We start from the raw sequence: 21817 nt of genomic DNA on the forward strand, positions 1-21817 counted from the left end.
AGTTCCGCGAAAACTCTGGTGATTTCATACATCGGTATGAAGACTCAAGAAGTGGTAATCAAACCGAGCGTAAAAGTGGTTATGATGCCTGATACAGAGATACTTGATGAAGTAACAGTAGTGGCTTATGGCACTAAACGCAAACAAGATTTGGTGGGCTCTATCAGCAGTGTAAAGAATGAGATTATCAGTAATTCACAAGCTACATCCGTGTCCAATGCACTAGAAGGAGCTGTGGCCGGTTTGCAGGTTGTAAGCTCTTCCGGCCAGCCGGGACAAGATGCCAATATCGTATTGCGCGGTATCGGTTCTATTTCAGCCAGCAACAATGCGCTGATTGTAGTAGATGGTGTGCCCTTCAACGGTAAGTTGTCGGACATCAACCCTACGGACATTGCTTCAGTGAACGTGTCGAAAGATGCTGTATCCAACTCTTTGTATGGTTCCCGCGCAGCTGGTGGTGTGGTCATGATTACTACCAAGACCGGACGCAAAGACAAGGTGGCCATCAACTTTAACGGTACCTGGGGTGTGGCACAGCGTGCGTACAAAGATTATGATATGGCTACTGATCCGGAAGAGTTCTATCGTTTGTCTTGGTATGGTCTTCGTAATACCTATTGGGCGGCTGGAAAATCCATTGAAGACTCTAATTTAGCAGCCAGTCAGGATTTACTGGGCGAACTGGGTAATTACAATGCATATATCATCCCGCAAGGAGAATATTTAGTAACACCTGATGGAAAACTTAACCCCAATGCACGTTTGCGTTATAATGATTCGTTTGCCGATGCCTTGTTCGACAATGCCTTCCGCCAAGAATACAATGTATCTGCATCGGGTGGTAATGACCGTACAGATTTTTATGTATCTATGGGCTTTCTGGATAATGACTCTTATGTGTTAGGTTCTTCTTATGAGCGTTTTACAGCTCGTGCCAACGTTAACTCCCAGTTGAAATCCTGGTTGAAGGTAGGTACCAATGTAGGATATTCCAAAGCAACTCAGAATGGTGTACAAGAGAATGCCGGAGCTGCCTCCAATCCTTTCGAAGTAGCACGTTCTTGGGCTCCTATCTTTCCGGTTCATGCCTATGATGCAGAAGGTAACATGAAATATTATGAGGATGGAAGCCCCATGTATGATGCCGGAAATGGTGAAACAGACGGTACATCTAAACGTCCTACGGCTACTAACCAGAATGTGATAGCCAATATGAAAGAGGATATTCGTGAAACTGTGTACAATAATCTGACTTCACGCTCGTATCTGGAAATCTCGTTCTTGAAGAATTTCAAGTTTACAGCAAACTATAGTTATGATTTCACGAACAGTAGCCAGACAGTATTCTACACTCCGCTCATCGGTGACGGACAGTCTTTCGGTGGTCGTGGTACAAAAGGAAGCTACAACACTACGACTACCAACTTCAACCAGATTCTGGCTTACAGCAATGTATTTGGCGATAACCACCACCTGTCGGCCAAGATAGGTCACGAGTACTACAAGTATGAATATCAGTATTTGGCAGGACAGAAGACCAACTTCTTTAATCCGAACAATCCGGAACTGGACAACGGTGGACAAATGCAATACATCAATAGCTACACGGCAAACCATAACATCGAGGGTTATTTCGGTATGGCAGACTACGACTATAGCAATAAATATTACGTTTCTGCCGCTTTCCGTCGCGACGGTACTTCCCGCTTTTTGGACCGTTGGGGTAATTTCTGGTCGGTAGGTGCTGCTTGGCGTATTTCCAACGAAGCATTCATGGAAGGTACAAATTCTTGGTTGAACGACTTGAAACTGCGTGCATCTTATGGTACCCAGGGTAATGAAAGCATCCTTTCGGAATATGACTATGCCTATGTGTACACGCCTTATCAAGACCAATACACAGTTACTTGGAATGGTTCAGAGCTGGGTTATTCACCGGAATTCTACGGTAATCCGGACTTGACCTGGGAAAAGCAGAAGACTTTTGACGTGGGAGTAGATTTCCGTCTCTTCGATAGAGTATACGGTTCATTCGAATATTTTTATCGTCGTACGGACGATATGCTTTTCAAGCGTCCCGTAGCTTTCTCTACAGCCGGACGGCCGTATAACTGGGAAAATCTGGGTGCGATGAAGAACACTGGTATAGAGTTTGAAGTGAATGTGGATATCTTCAATCAGTCTGACCTGAAGTGGACGGTATCGCTCGTAGGCTCCCACTACAAGAACCGTATTGTGACATTACCCGAAGAAAACCGTGAAAATGGTATCACTTCCGGTCCGTTCAACCTGCGCGAAGGTAAGAGCCGCTTTGAATACTATACTTATATGTATGCCGGCATGGACGAAAAAGGAAATGCCATGTGGTACATGGATGAGACAAACGAGAAAGGGGAAGTGACAGGCCGTACTACCACCACCACTTATGCAGACGCAACCCGCTACTTCATTGGAAAATCTGCGCTGCCCGATTTCAACGGTGGTTTGAGCACTACTTTCTCTTACAAGGGAATTGACCTTTCTATAGCAACGGCTTTCCAGATTGGTGGCTATGCTTATGACTACTCTTATCTGTCCGGCATGAGCTCTTCATTCTACGTAGGTCATAATAAGGATATGTGGAAAACATTCAACCCTGAGACCGGTCAAGGTTCACTTCCTATTTGGAATGCCGACAATGCTTCCAACTCTTTCACTCAGCAATCAGACCTCAATCTGGTAAAGGCCAGCTACTTCAGCATCCGTAACATCACTTTGGGCTACACATTGCCGAAGAACTTGATGCAGAAATTGGGTGTTGAGAAACTGCGTATCTATGCTACGGCAGATAATCTCGGCTTGTGGTCCAAACGTCAGGGATTTGACCCTCGTGTGGCAATGGCTGGTTCTGATAATGAATATGGAGGCTATTCTCCGATGCGTGTGATTTCCGGAGGTATCAACCTTACATTCTAAACTAAAAAATAAAATTGTATATGAAGATAATGAAATATATGATGCAGGTGCTTCTTGTCGGGGGCCTGCTTACATCTTGCATTGAAGATGCTGATGTTACCGCTTATTTGACTGAAGACCAACTGGGCAATGTGGCTCAGGAAGATCCTGATAAGGCTTTTTCAGCTGCTGTGGCAGGTATGTATACTGATATGCAACAGTATGTTGACGTCAATATGAGTCACAACTATTTCGGTCAAAAGAGTTTTGATTACTTAACATCGCTGATGGGCAACGATATGATTATGACCGGACGTTTCGCTATGAGTATGTATCATTATTTGCTGGATTACTGGCAACAGAACTATACTCCGACCAACAACCGTTGGAAAGAGTACTATCGTGTCATAGCCAATGCCAACAACATCCTCAAGCTGATTGACCCCAGCAGTGAAGATCCCGCCAATTTGAAATATCGTGCCATCGCCCTTGGTTTCCGTGGCTACGCCTACTTACAACTGACTTACTTATACCAGCATTCCTACTATACCGGTGCGGATGGAACGAAATGGGGCCGTGGAGAGAAATATGACTTCTCCCAGTCTCCGTGTGTACCGCTTATTACAGAGGATACGGAAGGTGACCAGCCACGTGCTACTGTAGCCCAAATCTATGAACAAATCAAGAGTGACCTTACCACTGCTTTCGACTTGTTCAAGAATTTGGATATGACGCGTACTTCCTCACCCACTGATATGGATGGCTGCGTGGTAGCTATGCATTTGGCTCGTGCGAACATGGTTATCCATGAATGGGATGAGGCGATAAAGTATGCGCAGGTGGTGATTGATAATTTCCCTATATTGCAGAGTGAAGACCAGATACTCCAAGGATTCAGTAATATCAGCTTGCCGGATGTAGTATTCGGTAGCGATGTTACAGCAGACAATAGTACAACTTATATGTCTTTCTTCTCGCAGATGGATACTTATGGCGATGGTTATGCCGGCATCGGTGTATGGCGCGCTGCCTTTAAGCCATTAGTAGACCGTATCGCGGATACTGATATCCGTCTGCAATGGTTCTGCTGCGACCGTTCTACAGGTGTAACAGATGATTCCGGTAATCGTATAACATTGATTCGTGACACTCAGTCTCCAGTTGCCGTGGAATACCAAGCCGTAAAATTTATCGGTACAGGTCGTGATAACATCAAGGCCGGTGTGTTCAGCGGATGGGAACTGGGAGATTATATTTACCTGCGTTCAGAAGAAGCTTACATGATAAAAATGGAAGCTTTGGCTCACAAGGGTTCTGCTGAAGCAGTGACTGAACTGAATAGCTTTATGAAGACCCGCCAGCCCGATTATAATTACACTTTCACGAACAAGGCTGACCTGATAGAGGAAATCATTTATCAGAAACGTGTAGAGTTCTGGGGTGAAGGTTTGGAATATATTGATAATCGTCGTTTGAATATTCCTGTAGATCGTACAGACGAAACTTGGGGTGCAGAAAATAATAATCACTTCTCTGCCGGTAAGTTCCGTTATAACCAGGAAGATAGGCCGTTCCTTTACCAATTACCTCTCTCTGAAATAGAGAATAATTCTCAGCTTTCTCCGAGCGACCAGAATTAATACTTCAAAGGACGTGTTATACGGAAAAATGACACAGAAGCGCTATCTGTACAGACTAATCAAGCTGCATTAGCCCAACAATAATAATGCGGCAATTATGATGATCCATCCGGTTGAACATACCGGAATTTCATAATAAAGTGTTTTTAAGAAGCCACTCATTGCGAAATGGGTGGCTTTTCTTCAATATCCCCCAATCTATCCGCTCAGGATTGTGTTTAATTTCCACCAATTCATAAAATGAAAAAATACAATATCGGTCTTTCATCCATTGACTTCAATAAAAGTGAGGTCTTACCGATGCGCCTTCTTCCTACTAAAACAGGCAATATAAACGGTTATTTTTTTCAATTGTTTGCATTATTCTTCATAGCTTAAAACAACTCGATAAATAGTAATTTTGTAACAAAGGCAAACCCGAGGAGGCAAGACGGCTGAACTGGGAACTGGAGAACATCAAGGCTCAGATCGGCAAGACGAAAGCCCAAAGCACCTACCGGGTGTCAATAGAGTCTGTTGCCGGTTTAATCCACGGCGCTTTCTCCACATCAGCAAGAGTAACCTTATATCCCGACACGTATGCGGCAATCATCCGCTTACGTTCCTCTTCAGACAAGTGCTTCATCAATTCTACAACCGACTTTCCACCCAGGCTGAATCCTGCCAGAATAAACGGACGAGCTTGGTTATAATTTATGAGGAAGTGGAGAAAGCTGCTGTTGCATCTTTGAAAGACACATCCATATATCTGCACGTCATGGTATCTTCATTGAGTGTAGCCTATAAATCAAGGGTAATATGCCTATAATGAGGAGAATAGAAGTTGTTTCCCAATGCCATATATTCAGCTACCTTGGCCATTTCGGTTTCCATGTGTACACGATGTTCGGGTAAAGACGGGTCTGCATAGTGAGAAACAAAGCTGTCAGATGTTTTCCAGTCAAACTTCCAAGCAGAAGGAATGTAAAACACATCAACGCCGTCGCCTTGGTCGTTGCGTTCGACATACCACATTTTCGATTCATTATAATCGGGAGCAGCCGGAACAAAGACTGCTACTTTCCTGCTTCCTGTATGTACCTTGTCACATCCGCAAACGAAGCAAACAAGAAGTAAAATGCACTGCAAATTACCTGTTTCATAGACTATTTCTTACGATCGTAAATATCGCGAAACTCTCCCTTAATATTCTCGCCTGCTTCCGGATCGAGGGTTTCATCCGAGTAGAGATATTTAAGACAGTTTCTTGCTTTATACAATTATATAAGATATATGAAATTAACAAATTTATTCTCCCGGATATTGACTGGGATGTGTTTGGCGGTCTGCTTAACAGCCTGTGAGAAGAATTATTATATTGAGGTTATGGAAGATGCTGATAACGAAGAAATTTCAATGAGAGATTTGCATGTAGAAGCATTATCGCAGAGTTGGGCCGCATTTAGGGGATATGATTATATCTCGCCACTTTTTGCTTATCCGGCTCCAAGTATCAGTAAATATTATAAAATGGGAAACCGGTTTGAAGATATGGTACTTGTCTTTGATAATCCGGCTGCCGGGCAAGAAATCCATGTGACAACGAAAGCTTCAGCCCTCAATGAAGAGAGAACGGTATCCATGCTGACAACTGGAGACGAGCGTATCGAAATGTTTTTTCCTATCAAATGGAAATATGAAAAATTTTCTTCCATAAAGTCAGCAATGCCTATTACGATGGAATGGGAGATCAGAATGAAAGGAAATATAATTTGTCAATATTCCAAACAATTTAATGTATCCCCCTTTCAAGAAGATATATACTCTTTTTATTGGGAGCTGGATAATCAAGATGATAAGGATTATGTTGCTTATTTGAAAACGTTCGATTGAGGTGAATATCCTATTAGAGAAGGTGATGAAATATGCTATTTGTCTTTTGAGCCTTTTTTCTTTGGTCATGTTTCACCCAATAATCCTATGGTAAATAAGCTGAAACTGGAAGCAATAAATGATATCCCAAACATAAGAGATGGATTTTTGGGTTATCAGTGGGGAAATGAATATGTCAAGGAGCAATTGGCTGCATTTTATTGGTTGATGAATAAATATGGAGTAGTATATTCTTTTGAGGGAACGCACCTGTCTACTTTTGCCGAAATGTTTAATAAAGGCCAGTTTTTTTGTACCACACAAACTTGTGCAATGGCAAGCCTTTGCCTGAGCGTAGGACTAAGTATTGAATTAGTAAAGATACCCGGGCACATGTATCTTGTGGTTCTCGATCAGGAAGGTAATCCTTTATATCCTATGGATTGTACTGCTATTTGGAAACTGGACAAAACTTTACCTTTTGACAAACAAATAGAGATGAGCCGTAAAGATTTTGAATATATGCTGGAACTGAGCACGGCAGTGTATGAAGAGAATTTTCCTTTTATAGAAGCGCAGAATTCTAGCTATTTTGTTCTTCCCATGACATCTATGGAATATAATAATAGTGGATTCCTTCCATTGACATGCCTTACATTTCCGGCAATGCACGTGGCATTAACGAGAATGTTCGTGTGACTTGCCACAAAGCAGTGGATCGTCCGGCAATCCCCATTGGAGTAAAGAGAGTTTGTTTCCCATAAAGCTTGCTTATGATTACGCACAAGGTACCAATGATGTTCTTTGGGACAGACGCTCAAACAACGGCGCTCCGGATGGTGCCATGCAGCGTATTGTCAATCGTAATGACCAGCTGAATACACAAACCCAGCTCTCTTACATCAACTCTTTCGAAACCCGGACCTGAAATGGGAAAAGAACAAAACATGGAATATCGGTCTCGACTTTTCATTCATTGACCGTATCTCCGTAACATTCGACTACTATCAGCGCAAAACCAGTGACCTTATATACGACCTCCCCGTATCACAAGTCGGCAGATATTATGATGGCGATTACGGATATACCACTCCGCAAAACATCGGTTCACTGAAGAACTATGGTTTTGAGTTGACCATTACATCATGAGAGGGGAAGATATCCAATATGAATATAACGGTGGAAGTGGAAGAGCAAACTTCTACTACTATATGGAATATACAACTGCCGACAATTTCACCACCTCAACAGCCGTATGGCAGATGACTTATGTAGTCATAGCACGCACCAACCGTCTGATTCAGGCAGCAGAAAGTGGCAACCTGACCGACGCGGCAGACATCCGTAACGACATATAAGCGCTCCCGTTGATTCCCGTCGGTGAAATCAATGCCAATCCGAACATGGAACAAAATCCAGGCTATTAATCAATAGTAGCCTAAAGAAACTTGGGAATTCTCCCAATGTGTTTTTATAAATAAAGTGTTTAGAGGAGGTGTGCCAGTGATGGTATGCCTCCTTCTTTCAATATATCCACCAATATCGGTTTCACTCCGCTGACAAAACACTCAACGGCAATAACCATCAAGATAAGTCCCATCAAGCGCATCATCACATTGTTTCCCGTCTCACCCAAGATTTTGACCAACCGCGTGGAAGCACGCAATATGAAAAAGGTAATCAGATAAATAAAGGCAATCATTCCTATAAGAACTCCTTTCATCTGAATGGTATGGGCATCCTGCATCAGCACAATGGCATTGGCTATGGCACCGGGACCACAAAGCATCGGAATTCCAAGAGGAGTAATGGAAATATCATCGGCATAAGTCTTGATTTCCTCGTCTTTCAGCTTCATTGGGGTATAACGGGCTTGCAGCATATCGAAGCCAATCTTAAAGATAATAACTCCACCGGCAATACGGAAACCATTGGTAGAGATACCGAAGAACTTAAAGAGGAACTGCCCTGCAAACGTAAAGACCATAATTGTTATAAAGGCAACCAACGTGGCGCGCGATACTACCGACTGCCGTTCACGGTCCGTCATTCCATGCGTCATGGTCAAAAACACCGGCATGGTGCCGAGAGGGTTTGTCAACGTAAAGAAGGAGGTAAAACAAAGTAGAGCGAAAGGTAAGATTGTGTCCATAGCTGTATAATATACGTTTCTGCAGACAAAAGTACAATTAAAAATTTCAATGTCACAAAATCTGCATCAATTCTTTCAGATTACTGATATGATAAGTCGGTTGAAAAGGCAGTTCTTCCTTCCCGGTTACATTATAAAACACTTGGTGCATACCCACTCCTTTGGCTCCTGCCACATCATTCTCCCAACTATCGCCTATCATCAAAGAATCACGTACCTCGGATTGTGTGGCAGAAAGTGCAAAATGAAAGATTTCGGGCCAGGGCTTCAAGATACCGATGTCATCAGAGAGAACAATCTTCTTAAAAAAGCGGTCGATACCTGCCGAACGCATCTTATGACATTGCAGCTCCTGGAAGCCGTTGGAAAGAATATAGAGGTTATATTTCCCCGCCAAATATTCCAGCACCTCATAAGCATGCGGCATCAGCCGACTTTTTGTGGGAATGACCGAAAAGAAATCATCAGAAAAAGCCTCGGCCAAAGCAGCATCCCCCGCCCCTACTGCCTCCAGAGGATATAGAAAACGCTGGCGGTTCAACTCTTCCTTGCTGACCTGCCCTCTGCCGTATTCTTCCCACAGCTCTACATTGCGATGCTGATAAAGCGTATAGAAATGCTGGAAAGACCGGAAGAAACGGTCATAATCATACTTGTGATACATCTCTTCGAATGTATCGCGTGCATTAAGGGAAAATGCCCAAAGCGTATCGTCCAGGTCAAAAAACAGGTTCTTATATTGGGATGCCATAATTTAAAGGAAAGGGATATATAAAAATAGACGCAGATTATCAATTCCAATAACCTGCGTCCGTTCTGTATCAGTCTATAACAGTGTTATTTTACCTGAATTACCAAATACTTGGACACACTCCAGAAGTCTTTCGGATTTGTAATCTTCAAAGTCAGCTGTCCTTTATCATCCTTCTCCAACGCATAAGAGCCAGCAGGATGAGTGGTCAAGATATCAGCATCTTTGGAGTATAGTTTAATCTCTTTTGTCGTACGGATATCCACTTGTGTAAAGTAGTCCTTGTTGATATCAGAATCTTTCAGCACCTGGCCTTTTTTGAAAAGCCCGGTATTTGTCAATATCTTCTGGTCTTTCAGCTCCTTCTTTGTGCCAAACACAAACCAAGCTGTGTTAAGTGCCTTATCTTGCTCGGCAACGGTTTTGGCCTTCGCCTCATTTTCGGCAGTCAATTCCTCCTTCTCACTAGACAAGCCGGTCACGGCAGCATCCAGTTCCTGGATACGGATATTCTTGGAAGCCAGCTCAACCTGCAATTCTTCAATACGCTGGGTCTTTGCCACCAACTCCTGAGTCAAAGATTCTACAGCTCTCTTCAACTGGACAGAGTTGTTTTTACTGTTCTTCAACATAGATTGCAGTTTGGCAATCTGCTCCTTGTTCTCTTCCATCTGTTTACGGATAAATTCAATGTCCGACGCAATCTGCTGCTTGGCATTCAAAGAGCCTTCTGCCACAGCGCCACGTTGCAAATCCACACGGCTCTCCGCTGCATTAATTTGGCGGAATCCCTCTGAAATATCATTGAAAGTACCCATCATCTCGTCCAATTCAGCATTACGCTGAGTCAGTTCCATCAATAAAGAATCATTTTCAGCTTTTAGCTGGTTCTTACTGCCACCAGAGAAGCTGTCACACGAAGCCATTACAGCCGCGCATACAATTAAAACTGCTAACTTTTTCATACGCTTTCGTTTTACGTTTGGTTAATGAAGTTATTTAATCGTCTATTCCTGCTACTACAATCACAATTTCACCGCGCGGTTCGTTCGCCGTGAAATGTTCTATTAATTCTGTAAGCGTTCCACGCACCGTTTCTTCGTGCACCTTTGAGATTTCCCGCGAAACAGATGCCTGACGTCCGGCACCGAAATGTTCGGCAAACTGCGTCAAAGCTTTTACCAATCTGTGGGGAGACTCATAGAACACCATGGTACGACGCTCCTCGGCCAACGCCTTCAGGCGGGTCATCCTTCCTTTCTTCTGTGGAAGAAAACCTTCAAAACAGAACTTCTCATTCGGCAGTCCGGAAGCCACCAATGCCGGTACAAAGGCTGTCGCTCCCGGCAGGCATTGCACTTCGATACCGTTGCGCACACACTCTCTGACCACCAGAAAGCCCGGGTCGGATATACCCGGTGTACCTGCATCCGAAATCAAAGCTACAGTTTCTCCCCCCTTTATTCTATTAACAACACTTTCAACCGTTTTATGTTCATTAAATTTATGGTGAGATTGCATCACATTCTTTATTTCGAAGTGTTTCAGCAATATGCCGGAAGTACGTGTATCCTCAGCCAATATTAAATCCACTTCTTTCAGAATCCGGATAGCACGGAATGTCATATCTTCCAAATTCCCTACCGGGGTAGGCACTACATAAAGTTTTCCCATACTTATCGGTTGTTTAGCTGAAATATTTTTTGAGGAGTTCCATAAAATCGACGGCGGCTTCATTCTCTTCATCCGGCTGCACTTCCGAAACGAAAATATCCATAGCCTTGTCCAAAGAAGGGGCCTCACCCAAACGTCGTACCACTTCATTCATCCGTGCAGTATCGCCTGCGAACAGCTCGCGGACAAAACGGAATGAATCGTTCAGACTGATGGCATGTCTCAAATCCTTGGCAGGCTTGATACGTTCTGCCAAAATAGGAGATGCCGAAGTTACAACAGTCTGGAGCGCTTCAGCCGTATGAACTGTTTCCGGTTCCTCACATACCATCTTCATTGTATCAGGGACGACCGGTACAACCGGAGAAACCGGTCCGGCCAAAGGAGCAGTAACAGCAGGGATTTCCTCCAGGGGCGGCACAACAGCCGTTGGCGCCTCCTCAAGCAGTTCTTGCAACGCCTCCAAGCGTACCTTCATCTGCTGGATATTCCGTTTTGCCACAATCCTCAATGTCGGATTGGTATCACTTGAAATGGCTTGCATCAAACATTTCAATTCCTGAATATCTAATTCTATGTCATTTAATAAGGTTTGCATATCCTTTACACAGTCCGTGTTAACGCTACAAATGTAGAAATAAATAATGAAAAAATATCGGAAAGCAAACAAAAGTGTTACTTTTGCGCTTAAATATAACACTCGAAAGCATGGTATTATTCTCAGAAGATCATATACAGGAAACCAAACGCAGGGGAAGAATTGAGGTCATTTGCGGTTCTATGTTCTCCGGCAAAACCGAAGAGCTGATAAGGAGACTGAAACGGGCAAAATTTGCCAAACAACGCGTAGAGATATTCAAGCCCGCCATAGACACCCGTTATTCCGAAGCCGATGTAGTATCGCATGACAGTCATTCTATAGCCTCCACTCCCATCGACTCGTCTGCCAGCATTCTGCTCTTCACTTCAGAGATAGATGTAGTGGGCATTGACGAAGCCCAGTTCTTTGACAGCGGCCTGATTGATGTATGCAACCAGCTTGCCAACAATGGTATACGCGTCATTGTAGCCGGACTGGATATGGACTTCCGCGGTATTCCATTCGGTCCTATGCCGGGACTGTGTGCCATTGCAGACGAAGTTTCCAAAGTACATGCCATCTGTGTGAAATGCGGACAACTCGCCTCTTTCTCCCACCGCACCGTCAAGAACGACAAACAAGTACTGCTGGGGGAAACCGAAGAGTATGAACCGCTATGCCGGGAGTGCTATCAGCAAGCCATCCAAGCCGACCAAAAGGAAAGCGGTCATTAACGAATACAAAAAACAGAGCATTATGGAACGCAAAAAGATTACATTCGACAGTTTTATCCGCGGTGTCATACTCGGTGTCATTATTATCGGCATCCTTATGCTCTTCAAGCGTCTGAGCGGCGTATTGCTGCCATTCTTCATCGCATGGCTCATAGCCTATCTGATATACCCCCTGGTCACCTTCTTCCAGTACAGATTAAGACTCAAGAACCGGGTCATATCCATCTTCTGCGCCTTGTTCAGTATTCTGATTGCAGGAGGAGCCGCGTTCTATCTGCTCGTGCCTCCCATGATGGACGAATTCGTCAGGGTAAAAGATTTGGTAATAGACTACTTTTCCAACGGAACCCACGACGGCAATGTGCCCAAAACACTCTCTGAATTCCTTCGTGAGAACATAGACACCCAGTTCGTCACCCAATTGTTCAAGGAAGAGAATATGCTGAACGCCATCAAGGAAACCGTTCCCCGGCTCTGGTCCTTGTTGTCAGAATCCGTCAATCTGCTGTTCAGTTTCTTCACTTTCTTCCTCATTCTTCTCTATATAGTTTTCATATTGCTGGATTACGAAAGCATTTCCGAAGGGTGGACCCACCTGGTACCACAGAAATACCGGCCCTTCGTAATCAATGTAATGAACGATGTGAAAGACGGCATGAACAGATACTTCCGCGGACAAGCATTCGTGGCATTGTGTGTCGGTATTCTGTTCAGTATAGGCTTTCTGATTATTGATTTCCCACTGGCCATTGGACTCGGCTTGTTCATCGGCGCTTTAAACCTAGTACCTTATTTGCAGATTATCGGCTTTATACCTACCATCGTGCTGGCCATACTGAAAGCAGCGGATACGGGAGGAAACTTCTGGATTATCATTGCATCGGCCCTTGCGGTATTCATCATAGCACAAGCCATTCAAGACGGATTCATCGTACCGCGTGTCATGGGGAAAATTACGGGCCTGAACCCTGCCATCATCCTACTGTCTTTATCGATTTGGGGCTCATTGATGGGGATGCTGGGTATGATTATAGCACTTCCGCTCACCACCCTTATGCTCTCCTACTATCAACGTTTCATCATAAACAGAGAAAAAATTCATAAGTTTGAACAGACTGATAATCAACGAGAAGAGTAAAAACAAAAGTCGTTATCAAAACTTTTTTCCCTTAATCCATTTGTTTTTTAAACAAAAGTATCTATCTTTGCACCCGCTTAACAGCAATAAGGTCTGAATCGCTAGCTCAGCAGGTAGAGCACAACACTTTTAATGTTGGGGTCTTGGGTTCGAGCCCCAAGCGGTTCACCAAAGAAAAGCAGTTATCTGAAATAGATAATTGCTTTTTTCTTTTAAAGGCATCTGCTACGTAATGAGTTGGTTGGAAAGTTTATAATCATACCGATACTTCAGAACACAAAACAGAAGCACAATGAAAATGATTGGTTTTACCCAGTCATCTTATCCGGTATTTTTACGCCCCTCCGATGAGGATTACAAAACTCTTTTGGTTTTCTAATTCGCGTGCAAAAGAGAAACTTATTTTTCAAGTATCCCAATATTCATGATTTCTTTCACTGAAAAACTGTAAGACATGAACATTATCCACTGCCATATCACTCTTTTGAAGGTACATACACAGCCAATGAAAGACTATTTATCAGTTTTTCATCACTCAAATATAGTTTTTTAGTCCACTGAGTAAATGACAGTTAGATATGCGCACTATTGTGGTACTGCTTCTCCACAAGCATGAAGAAGCCGTACCACAATAGTGAAGAAACTGCATCACAACCGTGCACAATAGTCATTAATAAGCTTTTAGTAGAAGAAAGAGCCGTTCTTTGCGGAAAGAAGACCAGCCATTTGCACAAGAAAAAACAGCATGCAAGCAAAGTTTGCCTACATACTTGCATAGCGTCTGCTTACATACCGTAAAACGCGGTATAACAAACAATTAGAAAGCGCCATGCAAGCATGTAAGCAAAATGTGTGGTAAACCTATTGTATATCTTTTCATTTTGCGACGACTCCATAGTAAACCATGTTATCAATACGCTTCTGATAAATCTGGTTATTCTGCAGCAGATACCCCAAGGCCAAACACAAATCCACATCCCTGAACTTCGTCAGTTTCTGTAATTCAAAGATTGTACACTTCTTAAGATTGCACAGAATGGAATATACCATTTTCATATTATTGGTCGCCTTCTCAATATTCTTCATATTATTATCTTATTATTAGTTCCTTTCTTAAAATGATATCCTATATTATCTACTCAAATATAAGATAAAGACAGAGCAATGACAAACATTGCCCATTCTTTTCATTTCAGATAACATTCTTTGAACTACATATACCTAAAATCTGCAAAAAATATAGAACTTTATAAATATCAGCACTTTATAGAAAGGTATATTCACATTATACTATATCCGGAAACGATTATGCTGGTATAATCAAGGTACTATTATATGCTTGCCTTCGGGAGTGACTACTACCGAGCCCATTTTGATGTAATGTTTCCCTTCCGGCGAAACTATTACCTTTGTTTCGCTACTCTTGTCGGAAGATTCTTTTTTCTCGTCCATGAAACTCTTGTCCCGTGAAGTGGTAACCGGATAAGTATCATCCAGATAGCTCTTCATTTCGTCCACTTTTCCGTCTTTGAACCACACCTTGACAGCCGACCACCCCGCAGGAGTATAAGCACGGAATGTCCAAGCCTCTCCCTCCTTATTCAAATCTCTAAATGCAGGCTCTCCTAAAATGGTACACACCTCTTTAAAGCTCATACCACGTTCAATGCTGCTCAACTGCTTATAATCAAACCCGTAGCTCTCATAAATGCCACAGCCCGTCACCAAGACAGCGAGTAACAAGCCTAAAACAACTGACATCTTTTTCATAATAGAAAGTTTTAGTATTTATCCATACAGCAAATGTAGTATGATAAAAACCTCCTTTTCCGTGATTCTCTCTATTTATACATAGGGATTTCCCTATCTTCGAAGTTTATTCCTATCTTTACAACCTATGTACAAAGAATATCATCCCAGCCCCCTGCTCTCCCCCTATATTGACAAATATTGGGAGTTTAAAGGACAACCCGGATACGGCATGCATATCAACATCCTGCCGGACGGATGCACAGACTTTATATTCACGTTGGGTGAAGCCCCTAAGGCCGTACACGACAGCCTCGTTATGCAGCCCTACCATACCTACTTCATTGGAGCCATGACCAAATATTCCGAATTAGTGACCCATACGGTAACAGTCCATATGCTGGGAATCCGTTTTCTGCCTTGCGGAATACTTCGTTTCATGGACCTCCCTTTGCAGGAGCTCACCAACTTGCGGTTAAACGCCGATGAGCTTACAAGCCTCTTTACCCACTCTTTTGCAGAGAGACTGGGCGAACTGGGAACCATTCAAGAGCACCTGGTCTTTATTGAAAACTTCCTGTTTCAAGCCTTATGCCGATACAGTCCAAAAGCAGAACGGAGCATGCTGTTCGCCATACAACAAATCAACCGATGCAAGGGTGACTTGTCACTCCTCCGGTTAGCGGAGGAGACTTGCCTATGCCAACGCCATTTCGAACGGAAATTCAAGCAGCACACCGGACTTACACCCAAAGAGTACAGTCGGATTATGAAGTTCAAACATGTTGTAGACTTGTTGCGGAGTACCTCTTTCGACAATCTGCTGTCCGTTGCCATCAAAGCAGGATATTATGATGTCTCCCATCTCTCAAAAGAAATCAAGAAGATGTCCGGCAACACGCCAAGCCAGCTTCTCACTTCCGCTCCATTGGAAGAAGGGACTTTGAGTTATGTGAAAACATAAAAGTCGATTTTTTACAATAGCTCTTCCTATTACCATGCCTATATTTGCAGCAATCAAATCAATAAAAACATCCAATATGGCAACATTAATCGAGAAAGCAGCAGAAATCTTGGCAAGATGCGAAACCGTCGTCATCACTTCCATCAACCAAGAGGGATATCCCCGCCCCGTTCCAATGAGCAACATCAAGTCGGAAGGGGCCACCACCGTATGGTTGGCAACCGGCAAAGATAGTCTTAAAACAAAGGAGTTTGCAGCCAATCCGAAAGCTGGTTTGTGCTTTCAGGAAAAAGGAAACAGCGTAGTGCTCACCGGTGAAGTGGAGATTATAGAAGACGAAGCCACCAAGCAGGAAATGTGGCAAGAGTGGTTCAGCGCACACTTCAGCAAAGGCCCGACAGATCCCAATTATGTATTACTGAAATTCAAAGGGCACCATGCCACCATTTGGATTGACGGACATTTTGTACGCAGAAATCTTTAAGAAGAGCATTCTGTTCCTCATCTGATGTCTTGCATGGGGGAATTAGAACTATAACCCCTTCGTTATCACCGGCAATCCGAAAGCTCCTTTCTGCAAAGTCAAGACTTTCGGTTTGTCTTTTCGTGCTTTGTTGTATGTGGCTGTGGAAACATGCAAGGTCTCTATCGCTCCATCCTCGAAAGCCACCTTTAAGTAATACTCCTTACGTACTCCGTCCGACACATAACGATGCTTGCCTACTTTACGTCTCTTTTCATGTTCTTTTATCAGCTTCTCAAGTACGGTGACCGTCACCTCCTTTGTCGAAGCAGGAGCCGCCATCTGATAATTTCCTACCAGAAAAAGCGAACAACTGATGACACCCACGCACACCACATGACACAATATATTCACTGCCTTTTGCTCCATCGTTGTCAGCCATATCCATTTTTTATATAGAGGAAGTGTAACGACTGCCACCACAAGTCCTACCCCTACGGGTATCCACACAGCAGCCAACGTATCTTCATAGATGTTATATCCGATGCAGCCCAAAGCTACGACCAGTACAAACATCAGAAAACGGAGTATTTTTATAAACAATTCTTTCATTGCCGCGTTTATATTTTTTGCAAATATAGGAAAAATATCATTCGACCGACTGTCAAATCTGTTCAATCTACATGAACTAACTTGCTTGATAGAATGTTATAACTACAATAACTAAAACAGAAAATATCATGGAAAAGAGCTTAATTCATAGTAATGAACTGCATTTTATCAGTAAGAAACGCATTCATCAAGCAGTAGAGAAAATGGTTGAGTCATTGGATTTGGCTGCGGGTTCCACAACCGGCTTCAACATCTATGCAGTAGTGGAGAGCTATTTCACGGATTTGGAAAAACGAAAAGAAATCAATCAGCTGCTCAACCTGGAACAAGATGTCTGCGAAGAAATAGAGGCAGAATTAAGTTATAAATAAACTACGGAGTTACCGACTACTATTAAGTTACGGGCTACAAGTTGTCCTGCAGTATGATAATGCAGGACAACTTGTAGCCCGTAACTTATAGTGGCTGATAGCTAATAAATTGAAACTTGTAGCCCACTCAGTCTTTCGCCTGATGCACCGTCAACTGCGGGAATGGGAAGTCGATACCTTCCTCGTTGAATACGGAGTAAATCTTCTTGTTCATATCAAAATAAACGCCCCAGTAGTCTCCGCTCTTCACCCAAACACGAATCACCACATTCACACTGCTGGCATCCAGGGCATGAAGAGCCACAAACGGCTCGGGAGTATTCAAGATACGGCTGTCTTCGGAGATGATACGACGCACGGTGCTCTCTACCTTGTCATAATTCTCACCATATTCTACACCGATCACCCAATCTACACGACGCGTATCCTCACGGCTGTAATTAGTCACTGTACCACTGCTCAACGCACCGTTAGGTATATAGATTACCTTATTGTCGGCTGTGGTCAGAATCGTATGGAAGATTTGAATCTCACGTACCGTTCCGGACACTCCCTGGCTTTCAATCCAGTCGCCTACCTTGAAAGGACGGAACAACAGTACAATCAATCCACCCGCAAAGTTCTGCAAGTTTCCGGAAAGTGCCATACCGATAGCCACACCGGCAGATGCCAACAAAGCTGCAAATGAAGTAGTTTCCACTCCCAATTTGCCGATAACGGCAATAATCAGCAGAATGGTCAGCAAGATATTGACTAAACTTTTCACAAAGCTCTGGATACTGGCATCCACATGTCTTTTTGCCAATAACCTCGCCAGCATTTTCCTAAGAAAGGAAATCAAGAACCGTCCTACCACAAAGATGATGACAGCTCCAATAATACGTCCACCGGCACTTACGCCCCAATCTATCAATTGCTGAAGGAATATCTGCAGTTTGCTGAAACCATCGTCAGCAACTTGGGCAGCAAAGGCTGCCATGAATAAAGATGATAACATAACTATATTCTTTTTTTAAAATTAATGCTACAAAATTAACAAATAACTCTGAGTTTCGTTCACTTAACTTGCCACTTTCGACGAAAACTCCTACCTTTGCCCCGATTTCAACTAAGGGGTGCCCTAATACGACGGGCTGAGATCATACCCATTAACCTGATCCGGGTAATGCCGGCGGAGGGAAAAGAAGAAAAGTTCCCCTTTTCTGTATTCATCTAAACGAAACAATTGCAAATGAAGAGACATGCAATGGCGGTCTGCCTCCTGACGGCAGCACTGGGTGTCTGTGCGCAGGCACAAGAACAAGACAGCCTGCGGGTGATAAACCTGCAGGAAGTGGAAGTTATCTCCACACGTGCCACAAGCAGCACACCGGTGGCATTCACCAATATAGGCAAAGAACAACTGAAAAAACAGAATTTCGGACAAGATCTGCCGTATCTGTTGAGCATGACACCCTCCGCCATTACTACCAGCGATGCCGGTGCCGGGGTGGGTTACACCACGCTGAGAGTCCGCGGAACAGACGGCACACGCATCAACGTCACCGCCAACGGTATTCCCATCAACGACGCGGAGAGTCACACGGTATTCTGGGTCAACCTGCCGGACTTCGCCTCCTCCGTCAAGGACATGCAGGTACAACGCGGAGCTGGTACCTCAACGAACGGTGCAGGAGCTTTCGGTGCCAGCATCAACATGCAGACGGGTGATTTCTCCATGAAACCCTATGCAGAATTCAACGGTTCCTACGGCTCCTTCCATACGCACAAGGAGACGGTGAAAGTGGGAACGGGACTCATCAACAATCATTGGTCGTTCGATGCGCGGCTCTCCAACATCAGTACGGACGGGTATATAGACCGGGCATCTGTGGGACTGAACTCCTATTATCTGCAAGGAGGATACTACAATGACAATACCTCCGTCAAACTGATAACCTTTGCCGGCAAAGAGCGCACTTACCACGCATGGAACTATGCCAGCAAGGAGGAGATGGAACGTTACGGACGGCGTTACAATTCCTGCGGATTCATGTACGCCACCGACCGGGACGGCCATGTATACAGCAAAGAATATTATAAAGACGACAACGGCGAGAAGCATTACCTCACGGACGAAGGAGGTGCACTGCATTTCTATGACGACCAGACCGACAACTATACGCAGAAGAATTACCAGTTGCTGTTCAACCACAATTTCACCTCGCAATGGAATCTGAATATCGGCCTGCACTACACCAAAGGCGACGGGTACTACCAGGAATATAAAGGCGAACGCTCGTTGGCAGAGTACGGCATGTCGCCTTTCGAATACAACGGCGGCAAGATAGAAGTAAGCGACCTTATCCGCAAGAAGGCAATGGACAACTGGTTTGGCGGCGGAATCTTCTCCGTAAGCTACAAAGCCGACCGTCTGCATGCCTCGCTAGGCGGTGCACTGAACCGCTATGACGGCGACCACTTCGGAAAAGTGCTTTGGGTAAAGAACTATATCGGCGAACTGAACCCCGACCACGACTACTACCGCAACAACGCCACAAAGAACGACGGAAATATTTATCTGAAAGCCAATTATGAACTGGTAAGCGGCCTCAGCGCCTACCTCGACCTGCAATACCGCCACATCAACTACAAGATAAACGGACTGAACGACAAGTACAACTGGACTGCCACCACTCCGGGAATGCAAAAATTGGACATTGACGAAGACTTCGACTTCTTCAACCCGAAAGCCGGACTGTCCTGGCAAATCGACCGCAACCACCGCCTATACGGTTCGTTCAGCGTAGCCCATAAAGAGCCTACGCGCAACAACTACACCGACGGCTACTTCACCGAACATCCCAAGGCTGAGCGCTTGTTCGACTACGAACTGGGATATACCTTCGCCAACTCATGGCTCCATGCGGGTGCCAACTTCTACTATATGGACTATAAAGACCAGCTGGTACTGACGGGAGAGCTGAACGAGATAGGCGAAGCCATGGCCAGCAACGTGCCCGACAGCTACCGTACGGGTATTGAACTGATGGCTGGCATCAAACTGGACTGCGGCTTCCAATGGGATATCAATGCCACACTCAGCAAGAACCGTGTGCAGAACTTTACCGAGACACTTTTTGAAAACGAGGAGGCAGGGTCGGAAGCATGGGTCATCGAACACGGAGATACCCCCATCGCATTCTCTCCCGACTTCATACTGAACAACCGCTTCGGCTATACGTTCAAGGGATTCGAAGCCTCGTTACAGTCACAATATATCAGCAAGCAATACATGAGTAACGCCAAGCAAGAGGAGTGCACGCTGGATGCTTATTTCGTAAGCAACCTGAATCTGTCCTATACCTTCAAGTTGCCTAAAGTAAAGTCGATAACCATAGGGTGCACTATCTATAATCTGTTCAATGAAGAATACGAGAATAACGGATACGCAGGCAGCGGATACTATCTCGACGATAACGGAGGAAAAGTCCGTTACAACTATGCCGGCTACGCTGCCCAGGCGGGAACGAATGTATTGGGACATATAGCAATCAATTTCTGATGGAACATATTCTTGAGATTATAGGCACTGTGGTCGGGATTCTCTATCTCTGGTTGGAGTACCGGGCAAGCATTTATCTTTGGATAGCGGGCATCATTATGCCTGCCGTCTATATTTTTGTCTACTATGATGCGGGGTTGTATGCAGATTTCGGCATCAACATCTATTATCTGGGTGCTGCCATCTACGGCTGGATGATGTGGAAGTACGGAGCATTTCTGCGCCGGACTATCTTGCGGCGGAAAGGTGCAGGACAGAAAGGAGAGGACACAAGAACAGAAGAACAAAAACTGGAACTTCCTATCACCCATATGCCGGCGCGCTACTTGCTGCCGCTTACCGCCGTATTCATCGCCGCTCTGCTTGGCATTGCCTGGATATTGATAAACTTCACGGACAGCAATGTGCCCTGGCTGGACTCCTTCACCACCGCACTGAGCATAGCCGGCATGTGGATGCTGGCACGGAAATATGTAGAGCAATGGTGGGCATGGATTGCGGTAGATGCCGTTAGCGCCGGACTGTACATCTACAAAGGACTTGATTTTACAGCCGGACTATATGCCCTTTACACAATTATAGCTATCTTTGGCTACTTCAAATGGAGAAAGATGATGAGCAAAGACGAAGGATTAGAGATTAGGGATTAAGAAAGAT

At 44.3% G+C, this 21817-nt stretch carries 23 protein-coding genes, 1 tRNA gene, 1 pseudogene and 1 riboswitch; of the genes and pseudogenes, 14 read left to right on the forward strand and 11 right to left on the reverse strand.

Annotated features, from left to right (window positions below):
- The first annotated feature begins 15 nt into the window (after positions 1-15).
- The gene (locus DWY57_RS16430) at positions 16-2958 is read left to right on the forward strand and encodes a SusC/RagA family TonB-linked outer membrane protein (protein WP_117599255.1); all 2943 of its coding nucleotides are present in this window, start codon (positions 16-18) and stop codon (positions 2956-2958) included.
- Between the two features lie 20 nt (positions 2959-2978).
- On the forward strand, positions 2979-4577 hold the full coding sequence (locus tag DWY57_RS16435; protein ID WP_117599254.1) for a RagB/SusD family nutrient uptake outer membrane protein: 1599 nt from the start codon (positions 2979-2981) through the stop codon (positions 4575-4577).
- A 493-nt stretch (positions 4578-5070) separates the two neighbouring features.
- On the opposite strand, the gene DWY57_RS16440 is transcribed toward DWY57_RS16435, so the two are convergent.
- Both DWY57_RS16440 and DWY57_RS16445 read right to left on the reverse strand, forming a co-directional pair.
- Positions 5071-5331 (reverse strand): DUF3089 domain-containing protein, encoded by a 261-nt coding sequence (locus tag DWY57_RS16440; protein WP_119962104.1) that lies wholly within the window; start codon positions 5329-5331, stop codon positions 5071-5073.
- Positions 5332-5357: 26 nt separating this feature from the next.
- Positions 5358-5591 carry a hypothetical protein gene (locus DWY57_RS16445; protein ID WP_120164408.1) on the reverse strand — a complete coding sequence of 78 codons (234 nt, stop codon included), beginning with the start codon at positions 5589-5591 and terminating at the stop codon, positions 5358-5360.
- Between the two features lie 258 nt (positions 5592-5849).
- Here DWY57_RS16445 and DWY57_RS16450 point away from each other — a divergent pair, with 258 nt between their 5' ends.
- The 4 genes and pseudogenes from DWY57_RS16450 (at position 5850) to DWY57_RS16465 (ending at position 7786) form a co-directional block, all read left to right on the forward strand.
- Entirely contained in the window at positions 5850-6449 is a 600-nt protein-coding gene (locus DWY57_RS16450; RefSeq protein ID WP_120164409.1) for a hypothetical protein, read from the forward strand.
- Positions 6450-6536: 87 nt separating this feature from the next.
- A complete protein-coding gene (locus DWY57_RS16455; RefSeq protein ID WP_120164410.1) occupies positions 6537-7127 on the forward strand; it encodes a hypothetical protein in 591 nt (196 codons plus the stop codon).
- 64 nt (positions 7128-7191) lie between these two features.
- Positions 7192-7574, forward strand: a pseudogene (locus DWY57_RS16460) (TonB-dependent receptor); the annotation flags it as partial.
- On the forward strand, positions 7574-7786 hold the full coding sequence (locus DWY57_RS16465; RefSeq protein WP_243634709.1) for a hypothetical protein: 213 nt from the start codon (positions 7574-7576) through the stop codon (positions 7784-7786). The pseudogene DWY57_RS16460 and the gene DWY57_RS16465, both read left to right, overlap by 1 nt.
- A gap of 128 nt (positions 7787-7914) precedes the next feature.
- Here the strand turns inward: DWY57_RS16465 and DWY57_RS16470 are convergent, their stop codons facing one another.
- The 5 genes from DWY57_RS16470 to DWY57_RS16490 form a co-directional block, all read right to left on the reverse strand.
- The gene (locus tag DWY57_RS16470) at positions 7915-8580 is read right to left on the reverse strand and encodes a MarC family protein (RefSeq protein WP_008665785.1); all 666 of its coding nucleotides are present in this window, start codon (positions 8578-8580) and stop codon (positions 7915-7917) included.
- Positions 8581-8632: 52 nt separating this feature from the next.
- Complete coding sequence (locus DWY57_RS16475) at positions 8633-9331, reverse strand: YjjG family noncanonical pyrimidine nucleotidase (protein WP_119962108.1); 699 nt, start codon at positions 9329-9331, stop codon at positions 8633-8635.
- Between the two features lie 86 nt (positions 9332-9417).
- Positions 9418-10296: a hypothetical protein gene (locus DWY57_RS16480; RefSeq protein WP_119962109.1), complete on the reverse strand. Its 879-nt coding sequence runs from the start codon at positions 10294-10296 to the stop codon at positions 9418-9420.
- 34 nt (positions 10297-10330) lie between these two features.
- On the reverse strand, positions 10331-11005 hold the full coding sequence (rsmI, locus tag DWY57_RS16485) for a 16S rRNA (cytidine(1402)-2'-O)-methyltransferase (protein WP_119962110.1): 675 nt from the start codon (positions 11003-11005) through the stop codon (positions 10331-10333).
- A 13-nt stretch (positions 11006-11018) separates the two neighbouring features.
- Positions 11019-11603, reverse strand: a complete 585-nt coding sequence (locus tag DWY57_RS16490) for a hypothetical protein (RefSeq protein WP_119962122.1) — start codon at positions 11601-11603, stop codon at positions 11019-11021.
- A 110-nt stretch (positions 11604-11713) separates the two neighbouring features.
- On the opposite strand from DWY57_RS16490, the gene DWY57_RS16495 reads away from it, so the two are divergent.
- From DWY57_RS16495 to DWY57_RS16505, 3 genes are all read left to right on the forward strand, one after another.
- Complete coding sequence (locus DWY57_RS16495) at positions 11714-12319, forward strand: thymidine kinase (protein WP_005828444.1); 606 nt, start codon at positions 11714-11716, stop codon at positions 12317-12319.
- Positions 12320-12341: 22 nt separating this feature from the next.
- Positions 12342-13457 (forward strand): AI-2E family transporter, encoded by a 1116-nt coding sequence (locus DWY57_RS16500; RefSeq protein WP_119962111.1) that lies wholly within the window; start codon positions 12342-12344, stop codon positions 13455-13457.
- Between the two features lie 95 nt (positions 13458-13552).
- Positions 13553-13628 (forward strand) — tRNA-Lys (locus tag DWY57_RS16505).
- A 705-nt stretch (positions 13629-14333) separates the two neighbouring features.
- Here the strand turns inward: DWY57_RS16505 and DWY57_RS16515 are convergent.
- Together DWY57_RS16515 and DWY57_RS16520 are read right to left on the reverse strand one after the other, a co-directional pair.
- Positions 14334-14543 (reverse strand): winged helix-turn-helix domain-containing protein, encoded by a 210-nt coding sequence (locus DWY57_RS16515; RefSeq protein WP_005835016.1) that lies wholly within the window; start codon positions 14541-14543, stop codon positions 14334-14336.
- Between the two features lie 234 nt (positions 14544-14777).
- Positions 14778-15227, reverse strand: coding sequence for a hypothetical protein (locus DWY57_RS16520; protein WP_117966358.1), 450 nt, complete (start codon positions 15225-15227; stop codon positions 14778-14780).
- A 127-nt stretch (positions 15228-15354) separates the two neighbouring features.
- On the opposite strand from DWY57_RS16520, the gene DWY57_RS16525 reads away from it, so the two are divergent.
- Both DWY57_RS16525 and DWY57_RS16530 read left to right on the forward strand, forming a co-directional pair.
- Positions 15355-16170, forward strand: a complete 816-nt coding sequence (locus DWY57_RS16525) for a helix-turn-helix transcriptional regulator (RefSeq protein WP_117599249.1) — start codon at positions 15355-15357, stop codon at positions 16168-16170.
- 76 nt (positions 16171-16246) lie between these two features.
- Positions 16247-16654, forward strand: a complete 408-nt coding sequence (locus DWY57_RS16530; RefSeq protein WP_005835009.1) for a pyridoxamine 5'-phosphate oxidase family protein — start codon at positions 16247-16249, stop codon at positions 16652-16654.
- Positions 16655-16702: 48 nt separating this feature from the next.
- Here the strand turns inward: DWY57_RS16530 and DWY57_RS16535 are convergent, their stop codons facing one another.
- Entirely contained in the window at positions 16703-17245 is a 543-nt protein-coding gene (locus DWY57_RS16535) for a hypothetical protein (RefSeq protein ID WP_117589786.1), read from the reverse strand.
- A 128-nt stretch (positions 17246-17373) separates the two neighbouring features.
- On the opposite strand from DWY57_RS16535, the gene DWY57_RS16540 reads away from it, so the two are divergent.
- Entirely contained in the window at positions 17374-17616 is a 243-nt protein-coding gene (locus DWY57_RS16540) for a hypothetical protein (protein ID WP_005828479.1), read from the forward strand.
- Positions 17617-17743: 127 nt separating this feature from the next.
- Here the strand turns inward: DWY57_RS16540 and DWY57_RS16545 are convergent, their stop codons facing one another.
- A complete protein-coding gene (locus DWY57_RS16545; RefSeq protein ID WP_009037240.1) occupies positions 17744-18595 on the reverse strand; it encodes a mechanosensitive ion channel domain-containing protein in 852 nt (283 codons plus the stop codon).
- A 122-nt stretch (positions 18596-18717) separates the two neighbouring features.
- Positions 18718-18814: riboswitch (TPP riboswitch) on the forward strand.
- Positions 18815-18847: 33 nt separating this feature from the next.
- Between DWY57_RS16545 and DWY57_RS16550 the strand changes: the two genes are divergently transcribed.
- A complete protein-coding gene (locus DWY57_RS16550) occupies positions 18848-21160 on the forward strand; it encodes a TonB-dependent receptor (RefSeq protein WP_119962112.1) in 2313 nt (770 codons plus the stop codon).
- Complete coding sequence (gene pnuC, locus DWY57_RS16555; RefSeq protein WP_119962113.1) at positions 21160-21810, forward strand: nicotinamide riboside transporter PnuC; 651 nt, start codon at positions 21160-21162, stop codon at positions 21808-21810. The genes DWY57_RS16550 and pnuC overlap by 1 nt, the downstream gene beginning before the upstream one ends.
- Positions 21811-21817: the final 7 nt, after the last annotated feature.

This window comes from Bacteroides sp. AF25-5LB (assembly GCF_003602965.1).
Taxonomy (GTDB): domain Bacteria; phylum Bacteroidota; class Bacteroidia; order Bacteroidales; family Bacteroidaceae; genus Bacteroides; species Bacteroides uniformis.